Source organism: Pseudomonas sp. LBUM1649 (assembly GCF_059716155.1).
Genome location: NZ_CP166807.1, coordinates 2,316,617 through 2,337,708 on the forward strand (window position 1 = coordinate 2,316,617; position 21,092 = coordinate 2,337,708).

At 60.0% G+C, this 21,092-nt stretch carries 19 protein-coding genes and 2 pseudogenes; 13 read left to right on the forward strand and 8 right to left on the reverse strand.

The window, feature by feature from the left end:
* The first annotated feature begins 5 nt into the window (after nt 1–5).
* The 3 genes from istB to phaC all read left to right on the forward strand — a co-directional run bounded on the left by istB (nt 6) and on the right by phaC (nt 3,987).
* Nucleotides 6–761, forward strand: a complete 756-nt coding sequence (gene istB, locus ACA058_RS10815; protein ID WP_024264899.1) for an IS21-like element ISPsy14 family helper ATPase IstB — start codon at nt 6–8, stop codon at nt 759–761.
* A 493-nt stretch (nt 762–1,254) separates the two neighbouring features.
* Complete coding sequence (locus tag ACA058_RS10820) at nt 1,255–2,190, forward strand: alpha/beta fold hydrolase (RefSeq protein WP_497639066.1); 936 nt, start codon at nt 1,255–1,257, stop codon at nt 2,188–2,190.
* A gap of 111 nt (nt 2,191–2,301) precedes the next feature.
* A complete protein-coding gene (phaC, locus tag ACA058_RS10825) occupies nt 2,302–3,987 on the forward strand; it encodes a class II poly(R)-hydroxyalkanoic acid synthase (RefSeq protein ID WP_497639067.1) in 1,686 nt (561 codons plus the stop codon).
* Between the two features lie 146 nt (nt 3,988–4,133).
* Here the strand turns inward: phaC and ACA058_RS10830 are convergent, their stop codons facing one another.
* Nucleotides 4,134–4,427: a glutathione binding-like protein gene (locus ACA058_RS10830; protein WP_497639068.1), complete on the reverse strand. Its 294-nt coding sequence runs from the start codon at nt 4,425–4,427 to the stop codon at nt 4,134–4,136.
* Between the two features lie 53 nt (nt 4,428–4,480).
* Entirely contained in the window at nt 4,481–5,854 is a 1,374-nt protein-coding gene (locus ACA058_RS10835) for a glutamine synthetase family protein (RefSeq protein ID WP_497639069.1), read from the reverse strand.
* 275 nt (nt 5,855–6,129) lie between these two features.
* Between ACA058_RS10835 and ACA058_RS10840 the strand changes: the two genes are divergently transcribed.
* From ACA058_RS10840 to ACA058_RS10880, 9 genes are all read left to right on the forward strand, one after another.
* Entirely contained in the window at nt 6,130–6,447 is a 318-nt protein-coding gene (locus tag ACA058_RS10840) for a Rieske (2Fe-2S) protein (RefSeq protein WP_497639070.1), read from the forward strand.
* Nucleotides 6,448–6,536: 89 nt separating this feature from the next.
* Entirely contained in the window at nt 6,537–7,985 is a 1,449-nt protein-coding gene (gene sufB / locus ACA058_RS10845) for a Fe-S cluster assembly protein SufB (protein WP_497639071.1), read from the forward strand.
* Nucleotides 7,986–8,000: 15 nt separating this feature from the next.
* Nucleotides 8,001–8,765 carry a Fe-S cluster assembly ATPase SufC gene (sufC, locus tag ACA058_RS10850; protein ID WP_497639072.1) on the forward strand — a complete coding sequence of 255 codons (765 nt, stop codon included), beginning with the start codon at nt 8,001–8,003 and terminating at the stop codon, nt 8,763–8,765.
* The gene (gene sufD, locus ACA058_RS10855) at nt 8,762–10,084 is read left to right on the forward strand and encodes a Fe-S cluster assembly protein SufD (protein WP_497639073.1); all 1,323 of its coding nucleotides are present in this window, start codon (nt 8,762–8,764) and stop codon (nt 10,082–10,084) included. The genes sufC and sufD overlap by 4 nt, the downstream gene beginning before the upstream one ends.
* Nucleotides 10,081–11,355, forward strand: coding sequence for a SufS family cysteine desulfurase (locus tag ACA058_RS10860; protein ID WP_497639074.1), 1,275 nt, complete (start codon nt 10,081–10,083; stop codon nt 11,353–11,355). The genes sufD and ACA058_RS10860 overlap by 4 nt, the downstream gene beginning before the upstream one ends.
* Complete coding sequence (gene sufU / locus ACA058_RS10865) at nt 11,352–11,810, forward strand: Fe-S cluster assembly sulfur transfer protein SufU (RefSeq protein ID WP_497639075.1); 459 nt, start codon at nt 11,352–11,354, stop codon at nt 11,808–11,810. Before ACA058_RS10860 ends, sufU begins: the two co-directional genes overlap by 4 nt.
* 3 nt (nt 11,811–11,813) lie before the next feature.
* Nucleotides 11,814–12,662, forward strand: a complete 849-nt coding sequence (gene sufT, locus ACA058_RS10870; protein WP_497639076.1) for a putative Fe-S cluster assembly protein SufT — start codon at nt 11,814–11,816, stop codon at nt 12,660–12,662.
* A 10-nt stretch (nt 12,663–12,672) separates the two neighbouring features.
* Nucleotides 12,673–14,661, forward strand: a complete 1,989-nt coding sequence (locus ACA058_RS10875) for a thioredoxin domain-containing protein (RefSeq protein ID WP_497639077.1) — start codon at nt 12,673–12,675, stop codon at nt 14,659–14,661.
* Between the two features lie 42 nt (nt 14,662–14,703).
* Nucleotides 14,704–15,063, forward strand: a complete 360-nt coding sequence (locus tag ACA058_RS10880) for a carboxymuconolactone decarboxylase family protein (protein ID WP_497639078.1) — start codon at nt 14,704–14,706, stop codon at nt 15,061–15,063.
* A 112-nt stretch (nt 15,064–15,175) separates the two neighbouring features.
* On the opposite strand, the pseudogene ACA058_RS10885 reads toward ACA058_RS10880, so the two are convergent.
* Nucleotides 15,176–15,668 (reverse strand): annotated as a pseudogene (locus ACA058_RS10885) (PLP-dependent transferase); the annotation flags it as partial.
* On the opposite strand from ACA058_RS10885, the pseudogene ACA058_RS10890 reads away from it, so the two are divergent.
* Nucleotides 15,662–15,928: pseudogene (locus ACA058_RS10890) on the forward strand (IS630 family transposase); the annotation flags it as partial. The pseudogenes ACA058_RS10885 and ACA058_RS10890 sit on opposite strands and share 7 nt — an antisense overlap.
* 182 nt (nt 15,929–16,110) lie before the next feature.
* Here ACA058_RS10890 and tnpC read toward each other — a convergent pair.
* From tnpC to ACA058_RS10915, 5 genes are all read right to left on the reverse strand, one after another.
* Entirely contained in the window at nt 16,111–17,679 is a 1,569-nt protein-coding gene (tnpC, locus tag ACA058_RS10895; RefSeq protein WP_497635027.1) for an IS66 family transposase, read from the reverse strand.
* Nucleotides 17,676–18,077 carry an IS66 family insertion sequence element accessory protein TnpB gene (gene tnpB / locus ACA058_RS10900; protein ID WP_497639079.1) on the reverse strand — a complete coding sequence of 134 codons (402 nt, stop codon included), beginning with the start codon at nt 18,075–18,077 and terminating at the stop codon, nt 17,676–17,678. The genes tnpC and tnpB overlap by 4 nt, the downstream gene beginning before the upstream one ends.
* The gene (gene tnpA, locus ACA058_RS10905) at nt 18,074–18,400 is read right to left on the reverse strand and encodes an IS66-like element accessory protein TnpA (RefSeq protein ID WP_497635028.1); all 327 of its coding nucleotides are present in this window, start codon (nt 18,398–18,400) and stop codon (nt 18,074–18,076) included. Before tnpA ends, tnpB begins: the two co-directional genes overlap by 4 nt.
* Nucleotides 18,401–19,163: 763 nt before the next feature.
* Nucleotides 19,164–19,784: a tyrosine-type recombinase/integrase gene (locus ACA058_RS10910; protein WP_497639080.1), complete on the reverse strand. Its 621-nt coding sequence runs from the start codon at nt 19,782–19,784 to the stop codon at nt 19,164–19,166.
* 189 nt (nt 19,785–19,973) lie between these two features.
* On the reverse strand, nt 19,974–20,729 hold the full coding sequence (locus ACA058_RS10915) for a bestrophin-like domain (RefSeq protein ID WP_497639081.1): 756 nt from the start codon (nt 20,727–20,729) through the stop codon (nt 19,974–19,976).
* Nucleotides 20,730–21,092 lie beyond the last annotated feature (363 nt).

The following is a 21,092-nucleotide window of genomic DNA, read 5'->3' on the forward strand; positions in this document are numbered from 1 at the left end:
CCAAAATGCTGCCCAACCCGACACTCGACAAGCTGCAAACCCTGCGCCTGCACGGCATGATCAAGGCCCTTGGCGAACAACACGCAACGCCTGACATCAACGATCTCAGCTTCGACGAACGCCTCGGTCTGATGGTCGATCGCGAGCTGACCGAGCGCGAAGACGCCCGCCTGACTACTCGCCTCAAGGCGGCCCGACTGCGCCATAACGCCTGCCTGGAAGACATTGACTATCGCAGTCCGCGTGGCTTGGACAAGGCCTTGATCCTGCAACTGGGCAGCGGCCAGTGGCTGCGCGATGGTCTGAACCTGATCATCGGCGGCCCAACTGGCGTAGGCAAAACCTGGCTCGCCTGCGCGCTGGCTCATAAGGCCTGCCGCGACGGTTACAGCGTGCGTTATCTGCGCTTGCCGCGCTTGATGGAAGAACTAGGCCTGGCCCACGGCGACGGCCGCTTCGCGAAACTGATGGCGGGTTATGCCAAGACTGACTTGCTGATCCTGGACGACTGGGGCCTGGCGCCGTTTACCGCTGCGCAACGGCGCGACATGCTTGAACTGCTGGACGACCGCTACGGTAACCGCTCGACGCTAGTGACCAGCCAGATGCCAGTGGACAAATGGCACGCGCTGATCGGCGATCCGACCTTGGGCGATGCGATCCTCGACCGGCTGGTGCACAACGCTTATCGGATCGAACTGAAGGGCGAATCGATGCGCAGACGCGCAACGAAATTGACGGCGACAGAGACTTCAGACTAACAATGCAAACCTGCGTCGCTGCGCTCCGACTGCCCGGCCGGATGATCGTGGAACAGGTGGCCGGATGTTGGTGGGCTGGGTGGCCGGATGGCGTGGAATCCGCAAGTTGCATCTATTGCGAAATGTCACACATAGCTCACGGCTCGTCGGAATAGTTCGTTTGCACGCTTGCATGTGGAGTAGTCGCCTGCTTAACTCTGGACATTTGGTCGTTTGGTGACTCCATAGTCGCAGCGGCCATATGAGCGGCCATATAAGAGCCCTCGCGCTGTTGTTGTTTGTCTGGGCTGCCTGGTAAAACGGGGGGGATCCAGTGCTTGGCGCACGAGAATTACCCGATTGATATCCGTAACTAGTTGAAAATTAATAAGTTATTAATATAACTGCCTGGCAGTCAACTGTCGGGGCTAAGCGTTCTGCTGCCTACATATGGTTCTGCAAACAGCCGCTCACGCTGTCCGCTGAGCCCAACTTGTGCCAGAAGGATAACGACATGAAGCCGAAAACTGCCATCGTCGAGATTTGCAAGAAGTACAAGGTTTATACCGAATGCTATCTCAACACCGCCGCTGACAAGACCATCATTCTGGTCAATGGCTCGCTGGCAACCACCACATCCTTCGCCCAAACGGTGCGTTACCTGCAGCCGCGATTCAATGTGGTTCTCTACGACCAGCCCTACGCCGGCCAGTCGCGACCGCATAACCGCCACGGCCAACCGATCCGCAAGGAAGACGAGGCAGAGATACTGCTGGAACTGATCGAGCACTTCTGCGCACACCATGTGCTGTCGTTTTCCTGGGGCGGAGCGGCTACCTTGCTGGCGCTGGCCCAACAGCCGCGACGAATCGAGAAGGCGGTGATCAATTCATTCGCAGCGCGGATCAATACGCCGATGCGCGATTATCTGGAGAGCGGCCTGAACTTTCTCCATGCCTGCGATCGTCTCAATGTCGGTCGCTTGATCAACAGCACTATTGGCAAGCACCTGCCATCGCTGTTCAAACGCTTTAATTACCGCCATGTCAGCAGCCTGGCCGAACACGAATACAGGCAGATGCATTTCCACATCAATGAGGTGCTGACCCAAGACACCCAGTGCTACGTCGCCTGTGCCGATGCCATCGAAGTCCCGCTGCTGTTTGTCAACGGCGAATGGGATGAGTACACCTCGGTGGATGACGCCCGCTTTTTTGTCGGTCATGCCCGTCAGTCCCGGTTCCATACAATCAAGAACGCTGGGCACTTCCTCGATATGGAACACCCGGCGGCCTGGCACGACACCCAGCAGGCCTTACTCGGCTTTCTGCAGCCGGCTTCCAGCCTGGTCAAGCCGAAGAGCACGCCGCCGCTGGGCAGCCGGCACCGCTACGCAGCCAGTGACCGTATCTATAGTCACAGTGCGGTGCATAACCACTTGTTCCGCTAGAGTGGCGTGGCTCTGGGTTGACAATTCGCGCGGCAGTTTGGCGCGCCTTGGTACAAGTGCTTTCTGTTTGGCTCTATGGCGATACGACGATACGACGATGGAGTGTGGTCCATGCGAAAGAAACCAGCGGCAGGCGCCTTGCCCGTATCCGCGTCCTTTGTGAAGGCAGAACAAAGCACAATATTCGGCCTGCGTGGCCGCAGTCTGTTCCCCACGCTGCGTACCCTGGCGCTGCAGGGCATCAAGCAGCCGATCCACAGCGCCCGCCATGCTCTGGCCCTCGGTGGCCAACTGGGCCGCGTGCTGCTCGGCGATACGTCGCACCAACCCCCCGTCCAGGATACGCGCTTCCAGGACCCATCCTGGCACCTCAACCCCTTCTACCGCCGCCGCCTGCAGGCCTATCTAGCCTGGCAGAAGCAACTGAACGCCTGGGTCGACGAGAGCAACCTGGCGGCCGACGACCAAGCCCGCGCGCGCTTCATCTTGGCCCAGCTCGGCGATGCACTGTCGCCGTCCAACAACCCGCTCAATCCGCTGGCGGTCAAAGAGCTGTTCAATACCGGCGGCGCCAGCCTGTTCAAGGGGATTGGTCATCTGCTCGACGACCTGCGGCACAACGGCGGCATGCCCAGCCAGGTCAGCAAGCAGGCCTTCGAAGTCGGTCGGAATATCGCCACCACCCCCGGTGCCGTGGTGTTCCGCAACGAGCTGCTGGAGCTGATCCAGTACCAGCCGATGAGCGAAACACAGTATGCCCGCCCGCTGCTGATCGTGCCGCCGCAGATCAACAAGTACTACATCTTCGACCTCGGCGCGGAGAAGAGCTTCGTCCAGTACGCGCTGAAGAACGGCTTGCAGGTGTTCATCGTCAGCTGGCGCAACCCGAACGCTCGCCATCGCGAGTGGGGCCTATCGCGTTATGTACAGGCCATCGGAGAAGCCCTCGATGTGACCCGCGCCATCAGCGGCAGCAAAGCGGCCCACCTGATGGGCGCCTGCGCTGGCGGCCTGAGCATCGCCGCCCTGCAAGGTTACCTGCAAGCCAAACGACAGCTACGCAAAGTCGCCAGCGCCACCTATCTGGTCAGCCTGCTGGACAGTCAGATCGACAGCTCAGCGATGTTGTTTGTCAATGAGCAAACCCTGGAAGCCGCCAGGCGTCGCTCCTATCAGCAAGGTGTGCTGGATGGCCACGACATGGCGAAAGTGTTCGCCTGGATGCGCCCGAATGACCTGATCTGGAACTACTGGGTCAACAACTACCTGCTCGGCAAGCAACCCCCAGCCTTCGACATCCTCTACTGGAACAACGACAACACGCGCCTACCGGCCGCCCTGCATGGCGATCTGCTGGACTTCTTCAAACACAACCCCTTCACGCACCCTGGCGGCTTGGAGGTCTGCGGCATGCCGACCGACCTGCGGAAGGTCACAGTCGACAGCTTCAGCATCGCCGGCATCAACGACCACATCACGCCCTGGGACGCGGTCTATCGCTCGACCCTGCTGCTCGGTGGCGACCGGCGCTTCGTGCTATGCAACAGCGGGCATATCCAGAGCATCCTCAACCCGCCAGGTAATCCCAAGGCTAGCTACCTGGAGAACGACAAGCTGCCGTCCGACCCGCGTGCCTGGTATTTCGACACGCAGAAGCACGATGGCAGCTGGTGGCCAGAGTGGCTGAGCTGGATTCAGGCGCGCTCGGGTGAGCAAACCGAAACCCAGCTGGCGCTGGGCAACCAGAACCACCCGCCGATGGAGACCGCACCCGGCACCTACGTACATGTGCATTAAACCCGGACTTGAACATTGAGAAGACTGGCCGGGGATTTCCCGGCTAGTTAGCGTCGCCTTCCGATGGCCAGCAGAAGAAGACGGGATGAAAACCCGCCCGGATTACTGGGCATTTTTTTGTGCTGGCCGCAGCGCCGGATCGAAAATCAGATCAAGCCTTCGGCTTTCAATGCCTGTTGAACGGCGGGGCGGGCGCCAACACGTTTCTGGAAGGCGGAGACGGCCGGCCAGGGCGTGAGGTCGATGGCCATGAGGCCGGACCAATTGACGATGGTGAACAGGTAGGCGTCGGCCACGCTGAACTGGGCGCCGGTGAGGTAGTCTTGGCCAGTCAGGACCTTGTCGAAGATACCCAGGCGGCGGGCGATGGTAGCATGGACGTTGGCTTTGAGCATCGCAGCATCGCAGCATCGGCGCATCGGCGCAGCGGCGTTCGGCATAGATCCGGCCATCGACCGGAGAGATGAGTTGAATCATCGAAGTCATGATGGTCTCAATAGCGCTCGAAGCCGCGCTGCAGTTCCCAGTCGGTTATCCGCCGGTCGTACTCTTTCTGCTCCCATTCGGCGGTGTGTACATAGTGGTCGATCACTTCGTCACCGGACGCCTCGCGCAACATGGTTGAGGTCTGGAGCGCGGCGCAGGCTTCGCGCAGGGTCTTCGACACTTCAGGCAAGTGCTCGTCGAGGTAGGCATCGCCCTCGAAGGGCGGTGCGAGGTTGAGCTTCTCGTCGATGCCGGCCAGGCCCGCAGCGATCAGGGCAGCGAACGCCAGATAAGGGTTGAGGTCGGCGCCGCCGATGCGACATTCGATGCGGATAGCTTTGCTGCCTTCGGCACACAAACGAAAACCTGCGGTGCGATTGTCCCGACTCCATACCGCCCGCGTCGGCGCAAAAGTGCCGGCCTGAAAACGCTTGTATGAATTGATGTAGGGCGCGAGAAAACAGGTGATGTCGTTGGCATATTTGAGCTGCCCGGCAACCCAGGCGCGCATCAGCTTCGACATGCCAAACTCAGCCTTGGGGTCGAAGAACAGCGGCTTCTTGGCATTTTTGTCCCACAGCGAATTATGTATATGGCTGCTGGAGCCGGCGGCGTCATAGCGCCACTTGGCCATGAAGGTGATCGCCTTGCCCTGCAATTGCGCGATCTCTTTGCAGGCGTGTTTGATGATGACGTGGTGGTCGGCCATGGTCAGGGCATCGGCATAACGAATGTTGATCTCTTCCTGGCCCGGCCCCCATTCACCCTTGGAGTTTTCAACGGGGATGCCAGATGCCTGCAGATGCTTGCGAATCGCCCGGAGCACCGGCTCTTCGCGGGTTGTCTGCAGGATGTTGTAATCCTCGATGTAGTGGCCGGCCGTCTTCGGGTTGTGGTAGTTGCGCTCGTGGATGGCCTCGTAGCTTTCGTCGAACAGGTAGAACTCCAGTTCCGAGGCGAACATGCCGGTGTAGCCGCGCTCGCGCAGTCGCTCGATCTGCTTTTTCAGGATCGCCCGCGGGCTGTGTGGCAGGTCGCGCCGATGGTGATGATCGAGCACATCGCAGAGCACCAGCGCCGTGCATTCAAGCCAGGGCACCCGTCGCAACGTGGCCATGTCGGGTTTGAGCACAAAGTCGCCATAGCCTTTGCTCCAGCTGGCCACGGTGTAACCCGGCACCGGCTCCATGTCGATGTCGTCGGCCAGTAGGTAATTGCAGCAGTGAGTTTCTTCATGGCCGCTGTCGATGAAAAACTCGACCTGAAACCGTTTGCCGACCAGTCGTCCCTGCATGTCGACCATGCAGACCAGCACAGTGTCGATCTCACCGGAGGCAGCGGCGCGCTTGAGTTCTTCGAAGCTGAGGAGGGACTCGGTCATCACGTCAGTCCTGCGTGAATGGTTTGGGTCTGTCTGAAATAGCTGTTGCAGACACTCTTCAGAAAAACGCAAAACCTGCCGGAGCGAGCAGCGTGAGCAATGAGCTGCTGAAAGCGTAGCCTACTGTGGCTGTGCGCAAGTCTCGGTGATCGAAACCTGACGAGTCAGGAGCAGATCTAGAAGCTAAAATGACAATCAAGAGGGGACCGTCTAGCTGTTGACTCAGGCGGCTCAGCGTTCAGCTACTAGCACCGGTCGCACCCTGGAGCGGCGCCATGAGTGAATTCGTCAAGGTCGCATGTGTGGGCGATATCGAACCGGGTACCGGCAAGACCGTGAACCTGGGGGGAACCCCCGTCGCGCTGTTCAACGTGAACGGCCAGTATTTCGCCATCCACAACACCTGCCCGCACGAGGACGGCCCGCTGGGAGAAGGAACGCTCTGCGCCAGCGTGGTGACGTGCCCCATTCACGCCTACGAGTTCGACGTAACCAGCGGCGAGTGCCTCACAGAACCGGTTTATCGAGTCGAGCAGTTCGAGGTCCGGGTGGACGGCAACGACATCCTGTTGCGGACATCGTCGGATGTTTGAACGCTGCGGACGAGCTCGAGTCGCAAGATATAGGGAAGGAGTATAGTTAAACGATCACATCGTCCTGCCAAAAGCAGGAGGTATCAGCGATGAGCACCGACAATGCCAGGATCCGCGAGCTCAGCAACCGGGCGTACAAGTATGGCTTTGTCTCTGATTTTCAGAGCGACGCCGCCCCGCGCGGCCTCAACGAAGACCTCATTCGCCTGATCTCGGCGAAGAAGCACGAGCCACAGTGGCTGCTCGACTGGCGCCTGAAGGCCTACCGCCACTGGCTGACGATGCGCGAGCCAACCTGGCAGAACGTCCACTATGAGCCCATCGACTACCAGGCCATCATCTATTACTCGGCGCCCAAGCCGAAAACGCCGGGGCCCAATAGTCTTGACGAGGTCGATCCCGATCTGCGCGAGATGTTTGGCAAACTCGGTATCTCGCTCGCCGAACAGGAGCGCCTGACGGGCGTCGCGGTGGATGCCGTGGTCGATTCGATCTCGGTGGCGACCACCTTCAAGCACAAACTCGCGAAGGTCGGCGTGATCTTCTGCTCCTTCTCCGAAGCCGTGCAGAACCATCCAGACCTGGTGCGCAAATACCTGGGCTCGGTCGTTCCCTATAGCGACAACTTCTTCGCCACACTGAACTCAGCGGTGTTTTCCGACGGCTCATTCTGCTACGTGCCAAAGGGCGTGCGATGCCCAATGGAACTGTCGACCTATTTCCGCATCAACGCCGCGGATACCGGCCAGTTCGAGCGCACGCTGATCGTCGCGGAAGAGGGCGCTTACGTGAGCTACCTCGAGGGCTGCACCGCGCCAATGCGCGACAATAACCAGTTGCACGCAGCGGTGGTCGAGCTGGTCGCGCTGGATAACGCCCAGATCAAGTACGCCACGGTGCAGAACTGGTACCCGGGCGATGCCCAGGGGCGGGGCGGCATCTTCAACTTCGTCACCAAGCGCGGCAAGTGCGCAGGAGCTCACTCGAAGATTTCCTGGACTCAGGTCGAGACCGGCTCCGCCATCACCTGGAAATATCCGGGGGTGATTCTCCAGGGCGACTATTCGGTCGGCGAGTTTTACTCGGTCGCCCTGACGGCCAACCACCAGCAGGCGGATACGGGCACCAAGATGATCCACATCGGCCGACACACGCGCAGCACCATCCTTTCTAAGGGGATCTCAGCTGGCCATGGGCAGAACACCTACCGTGGCCTGGTGAAGATCCAGAAGGCCGCGACGGGCGCCCGCAACCATACGCAGTGCGACTCCCTGCTGCTGGGTAGCCAATGTGGCGCGCACACCTTCCCCTACGTCGAGGTGAAGAACCCGAGCGCTCAGGTAGAGCATGAGGCCTCCACCTCGAAGATCAGCGATGAGCAGCTCTTCTACTGCCGGCAGCGTGGCATCAGCGCGGAGGACGCGGTGCCGATGATCGTCAACGGCTTCTGCCGCGAGGTGCTCAAGGAACTGCCGATGGAGTTCGCCGTGGAAGCCCAGAAACTGCTGGGCGTGAGCCTGGAGGGTTGCGTGGGCTGAGGCCCGGGGTGGAGCATGCTCGAGATCAAGAATCTGCACGCCAGTGTCGAAGGCCGTGAAATCCTGCGGGGAATCACGTTGCGGGTCAACGCCGGCGAGGTGCACGCGATCATGGGGCCTAATGGCTCTGGTAAAAGCACGCTGGCCCAGGTGCTAGCAGGCTTTGATACCTACGTGGTCAGCGGCGAGGTGCTTTACGAAGGCCAGGATTTGCTTGCCATGCCACCGGAAGAGCGCGCGGTCGCTGGCATCTTCCTCGCGTTCCAGTACCCGGTTGAGATCCCCGGCGTCGGCAATCTCTACTTCCTGCGCACGGCCCTCAACGCCGTGCGCAAGCAGCGCGGGCTCGATGAGCTCGATGCGCTGGATTTCCTCGTGCTCGCCAAGGAGCGCATGGCGCTGCTCGAGATGGACCAGAGCTTCATGAACCGCTGCGTCAACGTGGACTTTTCTGGTGGCGAGAAGAAACGCAACGAGATCTTCCAGATGGCGATTCTGGAACCCAAGCTGGCGATTCTCGACGAGACCGATTCGGGCCTCGACATCGACGCGCTGCGGATCGTCGCGGCCAGCGTCAACGCGCTGCAGCGCGAGGATCGCGCGCTGCTCGTCATCACGCACTACCAGCGACTGCTCAACTACATTGTCCCGGATCGCGTCCATGTGATGGCCAACGGCCGGATCGTGCAGTCCGGCGACAAGGACCTTGCCGTCGAGCTCGAGAAACACGGCTATGCGAGCTTCGAACAGGCCGCGCCAGAGCCCGGAGCCGGGCCATGAACACCGCGGCGAGTGTAGCGTTCCTCGGCCGGCTCGAGCCCCGGGCCGACGCGCGGCATCCTGCCTGGCTGCAGGAATTGCGCCGCGCAGCGTTTCAGTGGGTGGCCGAACAGGGCTTTCCCACGGCCAAGGACGAGGCCTGGAAGTACACGCGAGTCGCGCCCATCCTCGAAACCCCTTTTCAGCCGGCCGTGCCGGACGCGAGCCAGCGCCTGTCCACTGCCAGCGTCGAACGGCTGGCCGGCGACTACGGCGGCCCGCGACTGGTCTTCGTCAATGGCTATTTCGCCGCTGAGCTCTCGATGCTCGAGGGGCTACCCCCAGGCATCCAGGTGAGCCCTCTCGCGACGCTGCTGCGTGCCGATAGCGGGGCGGCGCTTGAAGCTCTTTTCTCGCATGCGTTCGGTGTGCGGACGCAGGCCTTCACGGCGCTCAATGCGGCCCTCGCCGAGGACGGCGCGTGGGTGCAGATACCCGCCCACACGACGGTCGAAAAACCGATCCACCTGGTGTTCCTATCGGACCCGGGGGCCGTGCCGCGCGTGACCCATCCGCGCTCCATGGTGTGGGTGGGGGCAGGGAGCCAGGCGATCCTGGTGGAAAGCCACGTTGGTCGCGAGGGTGAGGTCTACCTCAGCAATGCGGTCAGCGAGGTGGTGCTCGACGCAGGCGCGGCGCTCTATCATTACACGGTGCAGAACGAGAGCAGGGCGGCGTTCCATGTTGCTTTGCTCAGCGTGCGCCAGGCCCAGGGCAGTCACTTTTCCGCGCACTCCTGGGCACTAGGCGCGGCGCTGGCACGGCAGGAGGTTCGGGTCGTGCTCGAGGGGCCCGGCGCGGAGGTCGCCCTGAACGGTCTGTACTTGCCCCGGGGCGAGCAGCACCTGGACAACCAGACGACCATTGAGCACCTGGCTCCGCGCTGCACCAGTCGCGAACTCTATAAGGGCGTGATCGATGATCGTGGGCACGGGGTCTTCGACGGGCGGATCATCGTGCGCCCGGGTGCGATGAAAACGGATGCCAGCCAGATCAACAAGAATCTATTGTTGTCGACGTCGGCCCAGGTCAACACCCAGCCACGGCTGGAGATCTTCGCCGATGACGTCAAGTGCGGCCACGGCGTCGCCGTCGGCCAACTGGATGAGCAGGCTATTTTCTACCTGCGCTCGCGGGGGATTCCCCTGGCGGCGGCGCGGTCTCTGCTGACCTTTGCGTTCGTCAGCGAGATGCTGGAGCTCATTCACCTGGAGCCGCTGCGGGCCCATGTGGAGCGAGTGGTCGCCGCGCAGCTGCGGGGCTTGGCGGTGTTGGTATGAGTGACCTCAAAAGCAGCCTTCAGACACTACCGAAACAGCTCAACCTGGCGGCAGGCTACGACGTTGAGCGCGTGCGCCAGGCGTTTCCGATCCTCGCGGAGATGATCTACGGCAAGCCGCTGATTTACCTCGACAGCGCCGCGACCAGCCAGAAGCCGCAGGCGGTCATCGATGCCATGTCGCACTTCTTCTTAAAGGAGAACGCCAACGTGCATCGTGGTGTGCACTACCTCTCGGTGCGCGCTACCGAGGAGTACGAGAAGGCTCGGGCCAAGGTCCAGGGCTTCCTCAACGCCGAGCACGTCGAAGAGATCGTCTTCGTCCGCGGCACGACCGAAGCGGTCAATCTCGTGGCGCAAACCTATGGCAAGGCTCAGGTCCGCGCGGGCGATGAGGTGTTGATCAGCACCATGGAGCACCACTCGAACATCGTGCCCTGGCAGATGCTCTGCGAGCAGACCGGTGCCCGGCTGCGGGTGGCCCCCATCGACGACGCCGGCGAACTCTTGCTCGATGAGCTGGAACGGCTGATCGGGCCCAGGACCCGACTAGTGGCCGTCACCCATGTTTCAAATGTGCTTGGCACCATCAACCCGATCCGGCGCATTGTCGAACTCGCCCACGCCCGAGGCGTACGTGTGCTGGTCGACGGCGCCCAGGCGGCTCCCCACCTCAAGGTCGACGTGCGAGCGCTAGGATGCGATTTCTACGCCCTGTCGGGCCACAAGATGTACGGTCCCACCGGCATAGGCGTGCTCTACGGCCGTCGCGAGCTGCTCGAAGCCATGCCTCCCTACCAGGGCGGCGGCGACATGATCCTCTCGGTCAGCTTCGAGAAGACTGTCTACAACAAACCACCGTACAAGTTTGAAGCGGGGACACCGAACATGGCCGGCGCAATAGGTCTCGGTGCGGCGATCGACTTTCTCGGTGAGCTGGGGCCAGAGGCCATTGCTGCCCACGAGCAGGTCGTGCTGGCCTACGCACTAAAGGCGCTGGTGGCGGTGCCCGGCCTCAGGCTGATCGGCACCGCTGCGGAGAAGGTCGGCGTTCTTTCGTTCGTCCTCGACGGCATCCATCCGCACGATATCGGTACCATCCTCGACCGCGAGGGGGTAGCGATTCGCACCGGGCACCACTGCGCACAGCCCTTGATGAACCGTTTCGGTGTGGCCGCCACCGCCCGCGCTTCGCTTGGCTGCTACAGCACCGAGCTTGATATCAATGCGCTGGTGGCAGGTTTAGCCAAGGTCCAGGAGGTGTTTCGATGAGCGGCGATGAACTGCGCGACCTCTACCAGGAGGTGGTCATCGATCACGGCAAGCGGCCGCGCAATTTCCGCAAGATCGAGGATGCTTCCTGTACGGCGGAGGGCTTCAATCCGCTGTGCGGCGATCAGCTCAGGGTTTATATCAGGCTCGCAGACGGCGTGATCGAGGACATCGCCTTCCAGGGTGCCGGCTGCGCTATCTCCCAGGCCTCGGCGTCCTTGATGACCCTGGCGGTCAAGGGGAAGAAGCCGGAAGAGGCGCTGGCACTCTTTGTCCGTGTGCATACGCTGCTCACCGAAGGGCCAAACGCCCAAGTGACACCCGCGGAGCTAGGCAAACTCGCGGTGCTTTCGGGGGTATGGGAGTTCCCTGTGCGGGTCAAGTGCGCCACTCTGGCCTGGCACACGCTGCGCAGTGCCCTGGAAGACGGCGGTTCACAGGTCTCCACGGAGTAAGCCATGTCAGCCGATCTATTCATCCCCAACATTCGCCTCAGCGACTCGGCGCGGCGAATCTTGCGCTCCGCTCAGGAAGATGGGAGCGGGGACTCGGTGCGACTCAAGATCGACGAGCGCTTCGCCCATGAGTTGCTTTTCGAGCTCGGCACAGAGGGCGATATTGCCGTCGAAACGTACGGCATCACCCTGTTGCTCGATCCCGCGAGCGCAGAGCGAGCCGATGGCCTGTCTATCGATTTCGTGTATGACCTGCATGGCGCCGGCTTCCAGTTCGATAACCCGAATCAGCCGGGTCGTCTGCAACCGATCGAGCTCACGCGGGACTGCGCGGTGACCCTGATTCCGCGCGGTGAGCGGCTGCAGCTGAGGCGCGGCGAGCGCGTGGTGGTGACCCAGGCGCTCGGTGGCAGCTTCACGGTTCAGATCTCCGGGGGCCGGCTGGCGCGGATCGCCGCCAGCGATGCCGATGCACTGGGCCAGGATGTTCATCAGGAAGGGCAGCCCCAAGCGGGCGGCCAACCGACGATCAGCAGCGCCTTCGACATCCAGCAGGTACTCGACATGCTGCGCACTGTCTACGATCCGGAGATTCCGGTCAACGTGGTCGATCTCGGGTTGATCTACCAATGCAAAACCCGGCCGCTCGGCGACGGCCGCCAGCGAGTCGAGATCAAGATGTCCATGACCGCCCCCGGTTGCGGGATGGGCGATGTACTGAAGGAGGAGGCGCGCACCAAGGTCCAGTCCATCTCCGGGGTCAGCCAGGTCGAGGTCGAGATCGTCTGGGAGCCGCCCTGGGATCAAAGCCGTATGTCCGATGCGGCCCGCCTGCAGCTTGGTCTGTTGTGAGGAGCCAGCGATGAGCAATCGACTCGCCGAAGAAACTTCGCCCTATCTACGGCAGCACACAGAGAACCCCGTCGATTGGTATCCCTGGGGCGAGGAGGCGTTCCGCCGTGCGCGCGATGAGGACAAGCCTATCCACCTGTCGCTGGGTTACGCCGCCTGCCACTGGTGTCACGTGATGGCCCACGAGTCGTTCGAGAACCCGGAGATTGCGCGCTTGATGAACGAGCACTTCATCAACATCAAAGTCGACCGCCAGGAGCGGCCTGACCTCGATGACATTTATCAAACAGTTGTGCAGATGCTGGGGCAGGGCGGCGGCTGGCCGCTGACGGTGTTCCTCACCCCGCAGCGCGAGCCGTTCTTCGGCGGCACCTACTTCCCGCCGCAGGAGGGCTATGGCAGGCCTGGATTCACGCAGCTCCTGCGCGGTCTGAGCGAGGCGTGGCAAAACAACCGCGCGGCACTTCAGCAGAACGTCGAGCAGTTTCTCAAGGGTTACGGCGTCATGGAGACTCTGATGCTGGAGGGCAATACGCTACTGGAGCAAGACCCGCCGGCCGCCGCCGCCCGGCTGTTTGCCAAGAACACCGACCCTGTGCACGGTGGCCTGAACAGCGCACCGAAGTTTCCCAACCCGGCCTGCCACGATCTCGTCCTACGCCTCTATCAGCGTCTACACGAGCCGGACTTGCTGCGCTCTCTGGCGCTGACCCTCGATCGCATGGCCGCCGGTGGGCTCTATGATCACCTGGGCGGTGGTTTCGCTCGTTACTGCGTGGATGAGCGTTGGGCCGTACCCCATTTCGAAAAGATGCTCTACGACAACGGCCAGCTCGTGAAGCTCTATGCCGACGCCTATCGCGCGACCGGCAAGCCTGCCTGGCGGCGCGTGTTCGAGGAAACGATTGACTACATCCTGCGTGACATGACGCACCCTGAGGGCGGTTTCTACGCCAGTGAGGACGCTGACAGCGAGGGAGAAGAAGGCAAGTTTTATGTGTGGACACCCGCGCAGGTGCAGACCGTCCTCGGCGACCCGGACGCCGAGCTGGCCTGCCTGGCCTACGGCGTGACCGTCACAGGCAACTTCGAGCATGGCACCACCGTGCTGCACCGCGCAGCAGCACTGGACGCGGCGCAGGAGGTGCAACTGGCGGGGCTGCGCGACACGCTATTAGTGGCGCGTGCCCAACGCATTCGTCCAGGGCGCGACGAGAACATCCTCACCAGCTGGAACGCACTAATGATCCAGGGCCTCTGTGCCGCTTACCAGGCGACCGGAACCACAGCCCACCTGGACGCCGCGAGGCGCGCCGCCGATTTTATTCTGGACCGACTCTCGATTCCCGAGGGTGGCCTGTACCGGGCTTGGTGGGAGAGCACCGCCAAGGTTCCAGGTTTCCTCGATGACTACGCCTTCCTCGCCAACGCCTTGATCGATCTCTACGAGTGCGACTTCGATCAGCGTTATCTCGAACGCGCCACGCAGTTGGTCGAACTGATCCTCGAGAAGTTCTGGGAGGACGGACTCTACTTCACGCCCGGCGATGGCGAGCCGCTGGTGCACAGGCCTCGCGCGCCGCACGACAATGCCTGGCCATCGGGCACCTCGACCAGTACGTTCGCTTTCTTGCGACTCTATGAGCTAACCGGCCGCGAGCTTTACCGGGAGCGCGCCGAGCAGGTGTTCGCGATGTACCGCGCCGCAGCCGCCCAGAATCCCTTCGGCTTCGCCCATCTCCTGGCGGCACAGGACTTCATACAGAGTGGCCCTATCAGCATCTTCATTGCTGGCGAACGTTCCGCCGCCAGCGCCCTGGTGGCGAACCTGCAGCGCTGTTACTTGCCGGGACGCGTCCTGGGCTTTGCCGAGGATGTGCCCATCGGCGTAGGCCGGCATTCGCTCGCGGGGAAAACCAGCGCCTATGTGTGCCGAAACCGAACCTGCGAAGTCCCAGTGACCAGCGCCGCGGAGCTCGTAGAGCGTTGCCTGAAGTGAAAGGCGAGCACTGAATCGCACCTCCAACGCAAGGAGACAAAGATGGGAAGGAAGAGAGAGCACAACACGTACCAACGTCTCAAACAGCAGTACCCGGATTACTTGGGTGCAGTGGATGCCTTGGGTGCGGCTGTGCGTCATGCCGGCCCACTGGACGAGAAAGTTGTCCAGCTGATCCAGCTAGGCGCCGCGGCGGCCATCCGCTCTGAGGGCGCAGTGCACAGTCATACCAGACGGGCACTGGATGCGGGCGCTACGACAGAGCAGATCCGTCACACACTGATCTCGCTGACGAGCACGCTCGGTTTCCCGACCGTCGTTGCGGCCATAAGCTGGGCGGACGATGTGATTGGGAGACAGGACACCGGCCCCCTAACCATAAGCAATCATAAGCCATCATAAGCAATGGGATGGACTCCTCCTCACCTCGGCATCTTGAGTGCCAGACTGAAGGTGCGAACCACAGTCAACCGTGAGAAGGAGTCCACACATGAAGCTGACGCACCTGACCATCACCCACCGAGTTCTGCAGGAAGCCCAGGCGCTCGCTCAGTTCTGCGTTCTGCCCGACCACCGCGATGCCGCCGATCACGTCGGAGTGGCCGTTCAGATACTTGGTCGTCGAGTGCACCACGATATCGAAGCCCAGCTCCAGCGGGCGTTGTATCCACGGGCTGGCAAAGGTGTTGTCGGCCACACAGATGATGCCTCGCTCGCGACAGATGCGCGCGATGTCGGCGAGGTCAGTGAGGCGCAGCAAAGGATTGTTCGACGTCTCGACCAAGACCATCCGCATGTCGTCTTGCAGCGCTGCCTCGAATGCCCCCGGGTCAGCCAGATTGACGAAGCTGAAGCGATGCCCCGCGCTGCGTTGGCGCACCTTATCGAACAGTCGGAAAGTACCGCCGTACAGGTCATTGCCGGAGACGATGTGCGCGCCAGCGTCGAGCAAGTTCGAGCACGGTGGAGATCGCCGCCAGCCCGGAGGCGAAGGCGAAGGCTTGAGAAGCACAAACGCTTCCACATGCATTTCACCCCGACCTCCAGCTCGTGGATGAACATGGTTGAACGGTTCTTTCGCGACATCACGGTATATCTGCGTGAGGGCAGTTTCAGCTCGGTTCGCGAATTGGAGAGTTCGATTACCACGTTCCTGGCACTGCGAAATGCACAGCCGACTCGCTATGTCTGGAATGCAAAGGGAGAAGATATTTTGAACAAGATACAGCGAGCCCGTGAGGCGATGGTCTCACAGGCTGGCGGGTAAATTATTTCGAAAACAGCACACTAGCTCATCTTGGCTTCCGCCTTTCCTTGGCGGACCTGTTCCTTGTACAACCGACAGCGACTGCGAAGCAAAAAATGGAAAGATTGAGTAGCCTTTGACCGCTGAGTTATCGGACACTTCTGTAGTGATCTGTATGCGTCCGGGCATCACGCCTTGCGTGATTAGACCGGCTGCCACCTATGCGGCAGCAACTGGTCGATATCACTCGCGCGCTGCGTCGGCAGGCGCGTGAGCACGTCCTTCAGATACGCATACGGATCATGCCCGTTGAGCCGCGCAGACTGGATCAAACTCATAATCGCGGCCGCCCGTTTGCCGCTGCGCAGCGAACCTGCGAAGAGCCAGTTTTTGCGCCCCAACGCCCAAGGCCGGATCTGGTTCTCCGCCCAATTATTGTCAATGGGTACAGCCCCGTCATCGAGGTAGCGCGACAACGCTGCCCAGCGTTTCAGGCTGTAATCCAGTGCTCTGCTGATGGCTGAGCCTTCAGGCACGAGATCGCGCTGGGCCATCATCCAGGCATGCAGCATATCCATCACCGGTACGGCTTTTTCTTGCCGTATTCGGCGCCGTAAATCCGGTTCCAGGTCACGCACTTCACTCTCGATTTCGTAAAGCAACTGGATGTAACGCAGGGCCTGTTCAGCGAGCATGCTCTTGTTGGTCGCGTGCAGTTCGAAGAACTTGCGTCGCGCATGGGCCATGCATCCGATCTCGGTCACGCCGAGTGCGAAGCTGGCCTTGTAGCCGCCAAAATCATCACACACCAGCTTGCCCTTCCAGTCTTGCAGGAAGTTGCGAGCATGTTCACCAGCACGGCTGGGGCTGAAGTCATAAACAACAGCTGCTATTTCGCAAAACTGGCTTGTGGCGTAGGCCCACACATAAGAGCGGTGGGTTTTCTTTGAGCCCGGCACGAGCATCTGCACGGGTGTTTCATCGGCATGAATAACCTGCTGTCCAAGCACTACGTCGCGCAGTGCATCGACCAGAGGTTGCAACTGCACCCCAGTCACACCCACCCATTGAGCCAAAGTTGAACGTGGAATCGCCAAGCCGGCACGGCCGAAGATCGATTCCTGACGGTAAAGAGGCAGGTGGTCAGCAAACTTCGCGATCATGACGTGGGCAAGTAACCCGGCAGTGGGGATTCCCTTGTCGATGACCTGCGCCGGAACCGGCGCCTGGATCAGCGTTTCGCAGTCATCACAGACCCACTTGCCACGGACATGGCGCTCAACGGTAAACACGCCGGGCGTGTAGTCCAGCTTTTCGCTGACGTCCTCACCGATACGCTTGAGTGCGCAGCCACATGGGCAGTGAGTGTTGTCCGGTTCGTGATGGATTAGCGTGCGTGGAAACTCTGCCGGCAAAGCAGTGCGTTTGGGCTTTTGCTTTTTCTCGGTCGGAGCCAGCACTGTTTGCAAGGCTTGAAGCTCTGCTTCAATCGCCGCGATATCGGTATCGATCAGGTCATCGAGCAAGCAGGCCTGCTCAGGATTCATCTGCTCACTGCGCTTGGCAAACTTCAAACGCTTGAGTTGTGCGATCTCGTGGGTGAGCTTCTCGATAACCGTTTGATCGCGGTTGATCTTCCTGCCCATCGTCTCGACCGTCTTACCCAGTGTGTCGACTTGATGGTCGAGCGTCTCAACACGCTGTAACAACTGCGCCGCCAAAGCACGCAGTTGTTCAGGGGTAAGGTGGTCGAGATTGGGGAGCGAAGTCATGGCGCCGATTTTGCCAGAGCAAACAGTTCGCGGCGATAGACGGATAGGCTAATGGCAGCCGTTAAAGCAGTGTGATCGCACCGCCGGAGCCCGCGCGTTGCCCATGGCAGACCCAACACCAGAGCCTGGAGTTGTTCGGTATCCAACTCCATTTCAGAGCCTTGGCGAATGCCTGGCCAATGGAACTTGCCTTGGTTCAAACGCCGAGCCGCCAGCCAGATCCCGAAGCCGTCATGCACCAGAACTTTCATGCGCGTGGCGCGGCGGTTGGCAAATAGATAAGCACAGTGCGGCTTCGCCGCACCAAACACCGCGATCACCCTGGCCAATGCCGTCTCGGTACCGGCGCGCATGTCCATCGGCTCGGTGGCGAGCCAGATGGAATCGATGCGGATCATAGGACAAGCCCTCGGACAAAGCGGGCGCATCCGTCAGGGTCGGAAGTTGGCCATTTCACGATGAGCGATTGCTCGCCAAGCGCCAGCTCAATGATCGCCGATGCTTCGGTCTTTTGTTTTGGTTCAACCGGCGCGACTTTCAAAGGAATGAAAGCTGGCAGCGCGACTGCCTGCTGATCACGGTAAAGCGGTATCCACCGGCGAACGACATTGGCATTAATCCCGTGACTCATCGCAATAGCTGCCACGGAAACACCGGGCTGCTCGCACTCTTGGACGACTTGGGTCTTGAAGGATTTCGGGTATGACTTACGTTGGCGCATGACGATCCTGGCATTAAGGGTAATTGCGTCCGCTTAAAAATACGCGGACACAATCGCCCTTATTGCTCGGGCTCGGAAGGTGTGTTCCCCGGCCCCTTACAGTGATCTACTAATCCCGGACACCTAATTAGGCTCATAAACTACTCTGCTCATGTGAGGCGGGAGATATATTTACAACGCACTGACTGACCGCTTTTGGCCCAGAGTGTGTAAAAACTTCAGATTGGGTTTTCTATATCGACGCTAGGAGACCGTGCTCACGTTTCGCAAACTGATCAAGGCCATGACTGTTGGCGCTGATGCGATCTTGACCCAGGGTGCCGATTTTGACTGACCTATATGCAGCCTCTGAAATCCAGCTTGAGGCTTTCGTTTTCTGAGAATTCGGGTGGGTCAATGAATTCCGAAAGTCACCAGCAAACACTGACTGGATGCACCCGATTAATCGAGGTAGGACGCGGTCAGTACAGGAACTGGCGTAGCCTGTGAGCTTTTGGCGATGACGCTTACGTTCAGAAGACCAAGATCAAAAGATCGTAACCTGCGGCAGTTCCAGGGATTGTGTATGCCGGATGTATCAAGGGGTGTAGGCGTATCCCCGGTAATCAGCTGATTTATCTACTTGTATATGATCACGATGCCTTTGAGCTTTCTTCCCTGGATATGACCAGAGCATTAAACTCCAGACAAAATGCCGTGTTTGGGATGAGCGACCGATTTCGGCCGATAGCGACGGTTAAGCTGCGCCCGTCGCTATCGGGATTCAAACCTCTGTCTGCTCAGCCATTTCTAGAGCATCGTCCACCTCAATTCCTAAGTATCTGACGGTGCTTTCCAGCTTCGTATGGCCAAGCAGGAGTTGGACAGCTCTCAGGTTCTTCGTCCTGCGATTGATCAACGATGCCTTGGTTCGACGTAGCGTGTGGGTACCGTACATGGTTGGGTCAAGGCCAATGGCTGTCACCCACACTTTGACTATTCGAGCGTATTGCCTGGTGGAGAGATGATCTGAGCCGTGCAACCGGGTTGGAAACAAGAAGTCCTCACTGCGGAGGTGGGCCTGATGCATCCAAGCCTCCAGAACCGTTCGGGTTTGCTCTGTGATTTCAAATTGCACTGGGTGCTGAGTTTTCTGCTGCATCACGATGGCCCGTGACGAAACATGTTCCCCATGGGCTATGTCTCGTACTCGCAGCTTGGTTAAGTCAGAGGCACGCAGCTTGCTGTCGATAGCCAAGTTGAAGAGAGCCAGATCCCATGTCTTCTCCGCGAGCTGGAGTCTGACCCGAATGGCCCAGATATCTCTGACTCGGAGCGGGGCTTTCTGCCCGACAAGCTTTCCCTTGTTCCAAGGCTGATGGCTGTATGTAGCAATAGTGTTCATAGCTTGTCCTCCACGTTGAGGGAGGACAAGGGTGGATCAGTCACAGTGCGTGGGGGGTCGCTATCCGACCCACTCCGGCCATGCAGTCACCGCTAAAAGGAGATATTCGAGTGTCTCAGTTCCGCGAATAATGAGGTCTTCGGTTAGGCGAATTTTATGTGCTGACCGACCCCATCCTCGACTAATTGATCAACGGATGATCTCGGCCAGCGCTTGGCGCATCGGCTCACCGGAGACATGGACGAGGCCGGAGAAGGGCGAGTCCAGCTCCAGAATCATTGTGATGCCTCCCGAAACCGCAACCGAACAGAGGCAGAAAACGGCGATAGTCGTGGCATTGCGAGGTGCGAACAAACCGAAGCTGGCGAAAACCAGGCTAAGCCAAAAGATCAGCAGGATCAGGAACGGCATCGGAATGTTGCTGGCACGCTGTTCCGCCAGCAGCCAGCGCGCCTGTAAGAGATCGTCTGAAAGCGTGAGAGCCTGCGAGCGCAGCCAGCGCTGTCTTGGATCAGTCGGAACAAGCAATAGAATCGATTCTTGTGTCGCCTCCATCATCCCGACAGTCGCATCGGTTGACTGTGATGGTTCCCCTGCCGCCGGGAACAACTCCTGCATTTTCGCCCTCGCGTAGTTGCGCAGCTTAACGCGGGCATCCTCCGCCTCTGGTCCGTAACGCAGCATCACTCGGTTAATGCGGACGATGTCGACGGCGATCCTGGATACTTCACTCGACCGTGTCGAGAACGAACTGTTCGCCGTCGAGATCATCAAGCCGATCACCAAGGCCGAAAGCGTGCCGACAATCGCCGCTGAAACGGAGATCGCATTGCGCGACTCATTGCTGAGGTGATGCTCGGGCAGAGCCCGCGCAGCAAAGATGCCAATAAGAGCGCCGCCGAAGATAGCGACGAAGGCGATGAGTCCGATAGCGAAATGGTTCATGAGAGAAAATTGCGCATCGCATCACCTTGGAATTCCTGCCGTCGTGAGGAAGACTCGCGTCGCATGCGAGTAGCGCGCCGGCCATGGCATGCAGCCCGTTCGAACCGCGTTGCGAGCGGCGCGTATAAATCGTTTGTTGCTCTGGTGGAGTGTAGTGCGATTTCAGCGCCAAACCTTCCATGGTAATTCGCACTTCCGCCCGCTTATTCCACATGCAATCCTCGCGACTCTCAGTTTTCGACGTATTTAGCTCGTTTTCACACAGCCTGGACCCATACCGGACTCTCAGGAAAATATCTGATTACATTAGACTGAATCAATCCGACGGGTTGCATTAAGGAGGCTGTCGCGGGTAAATCGCGG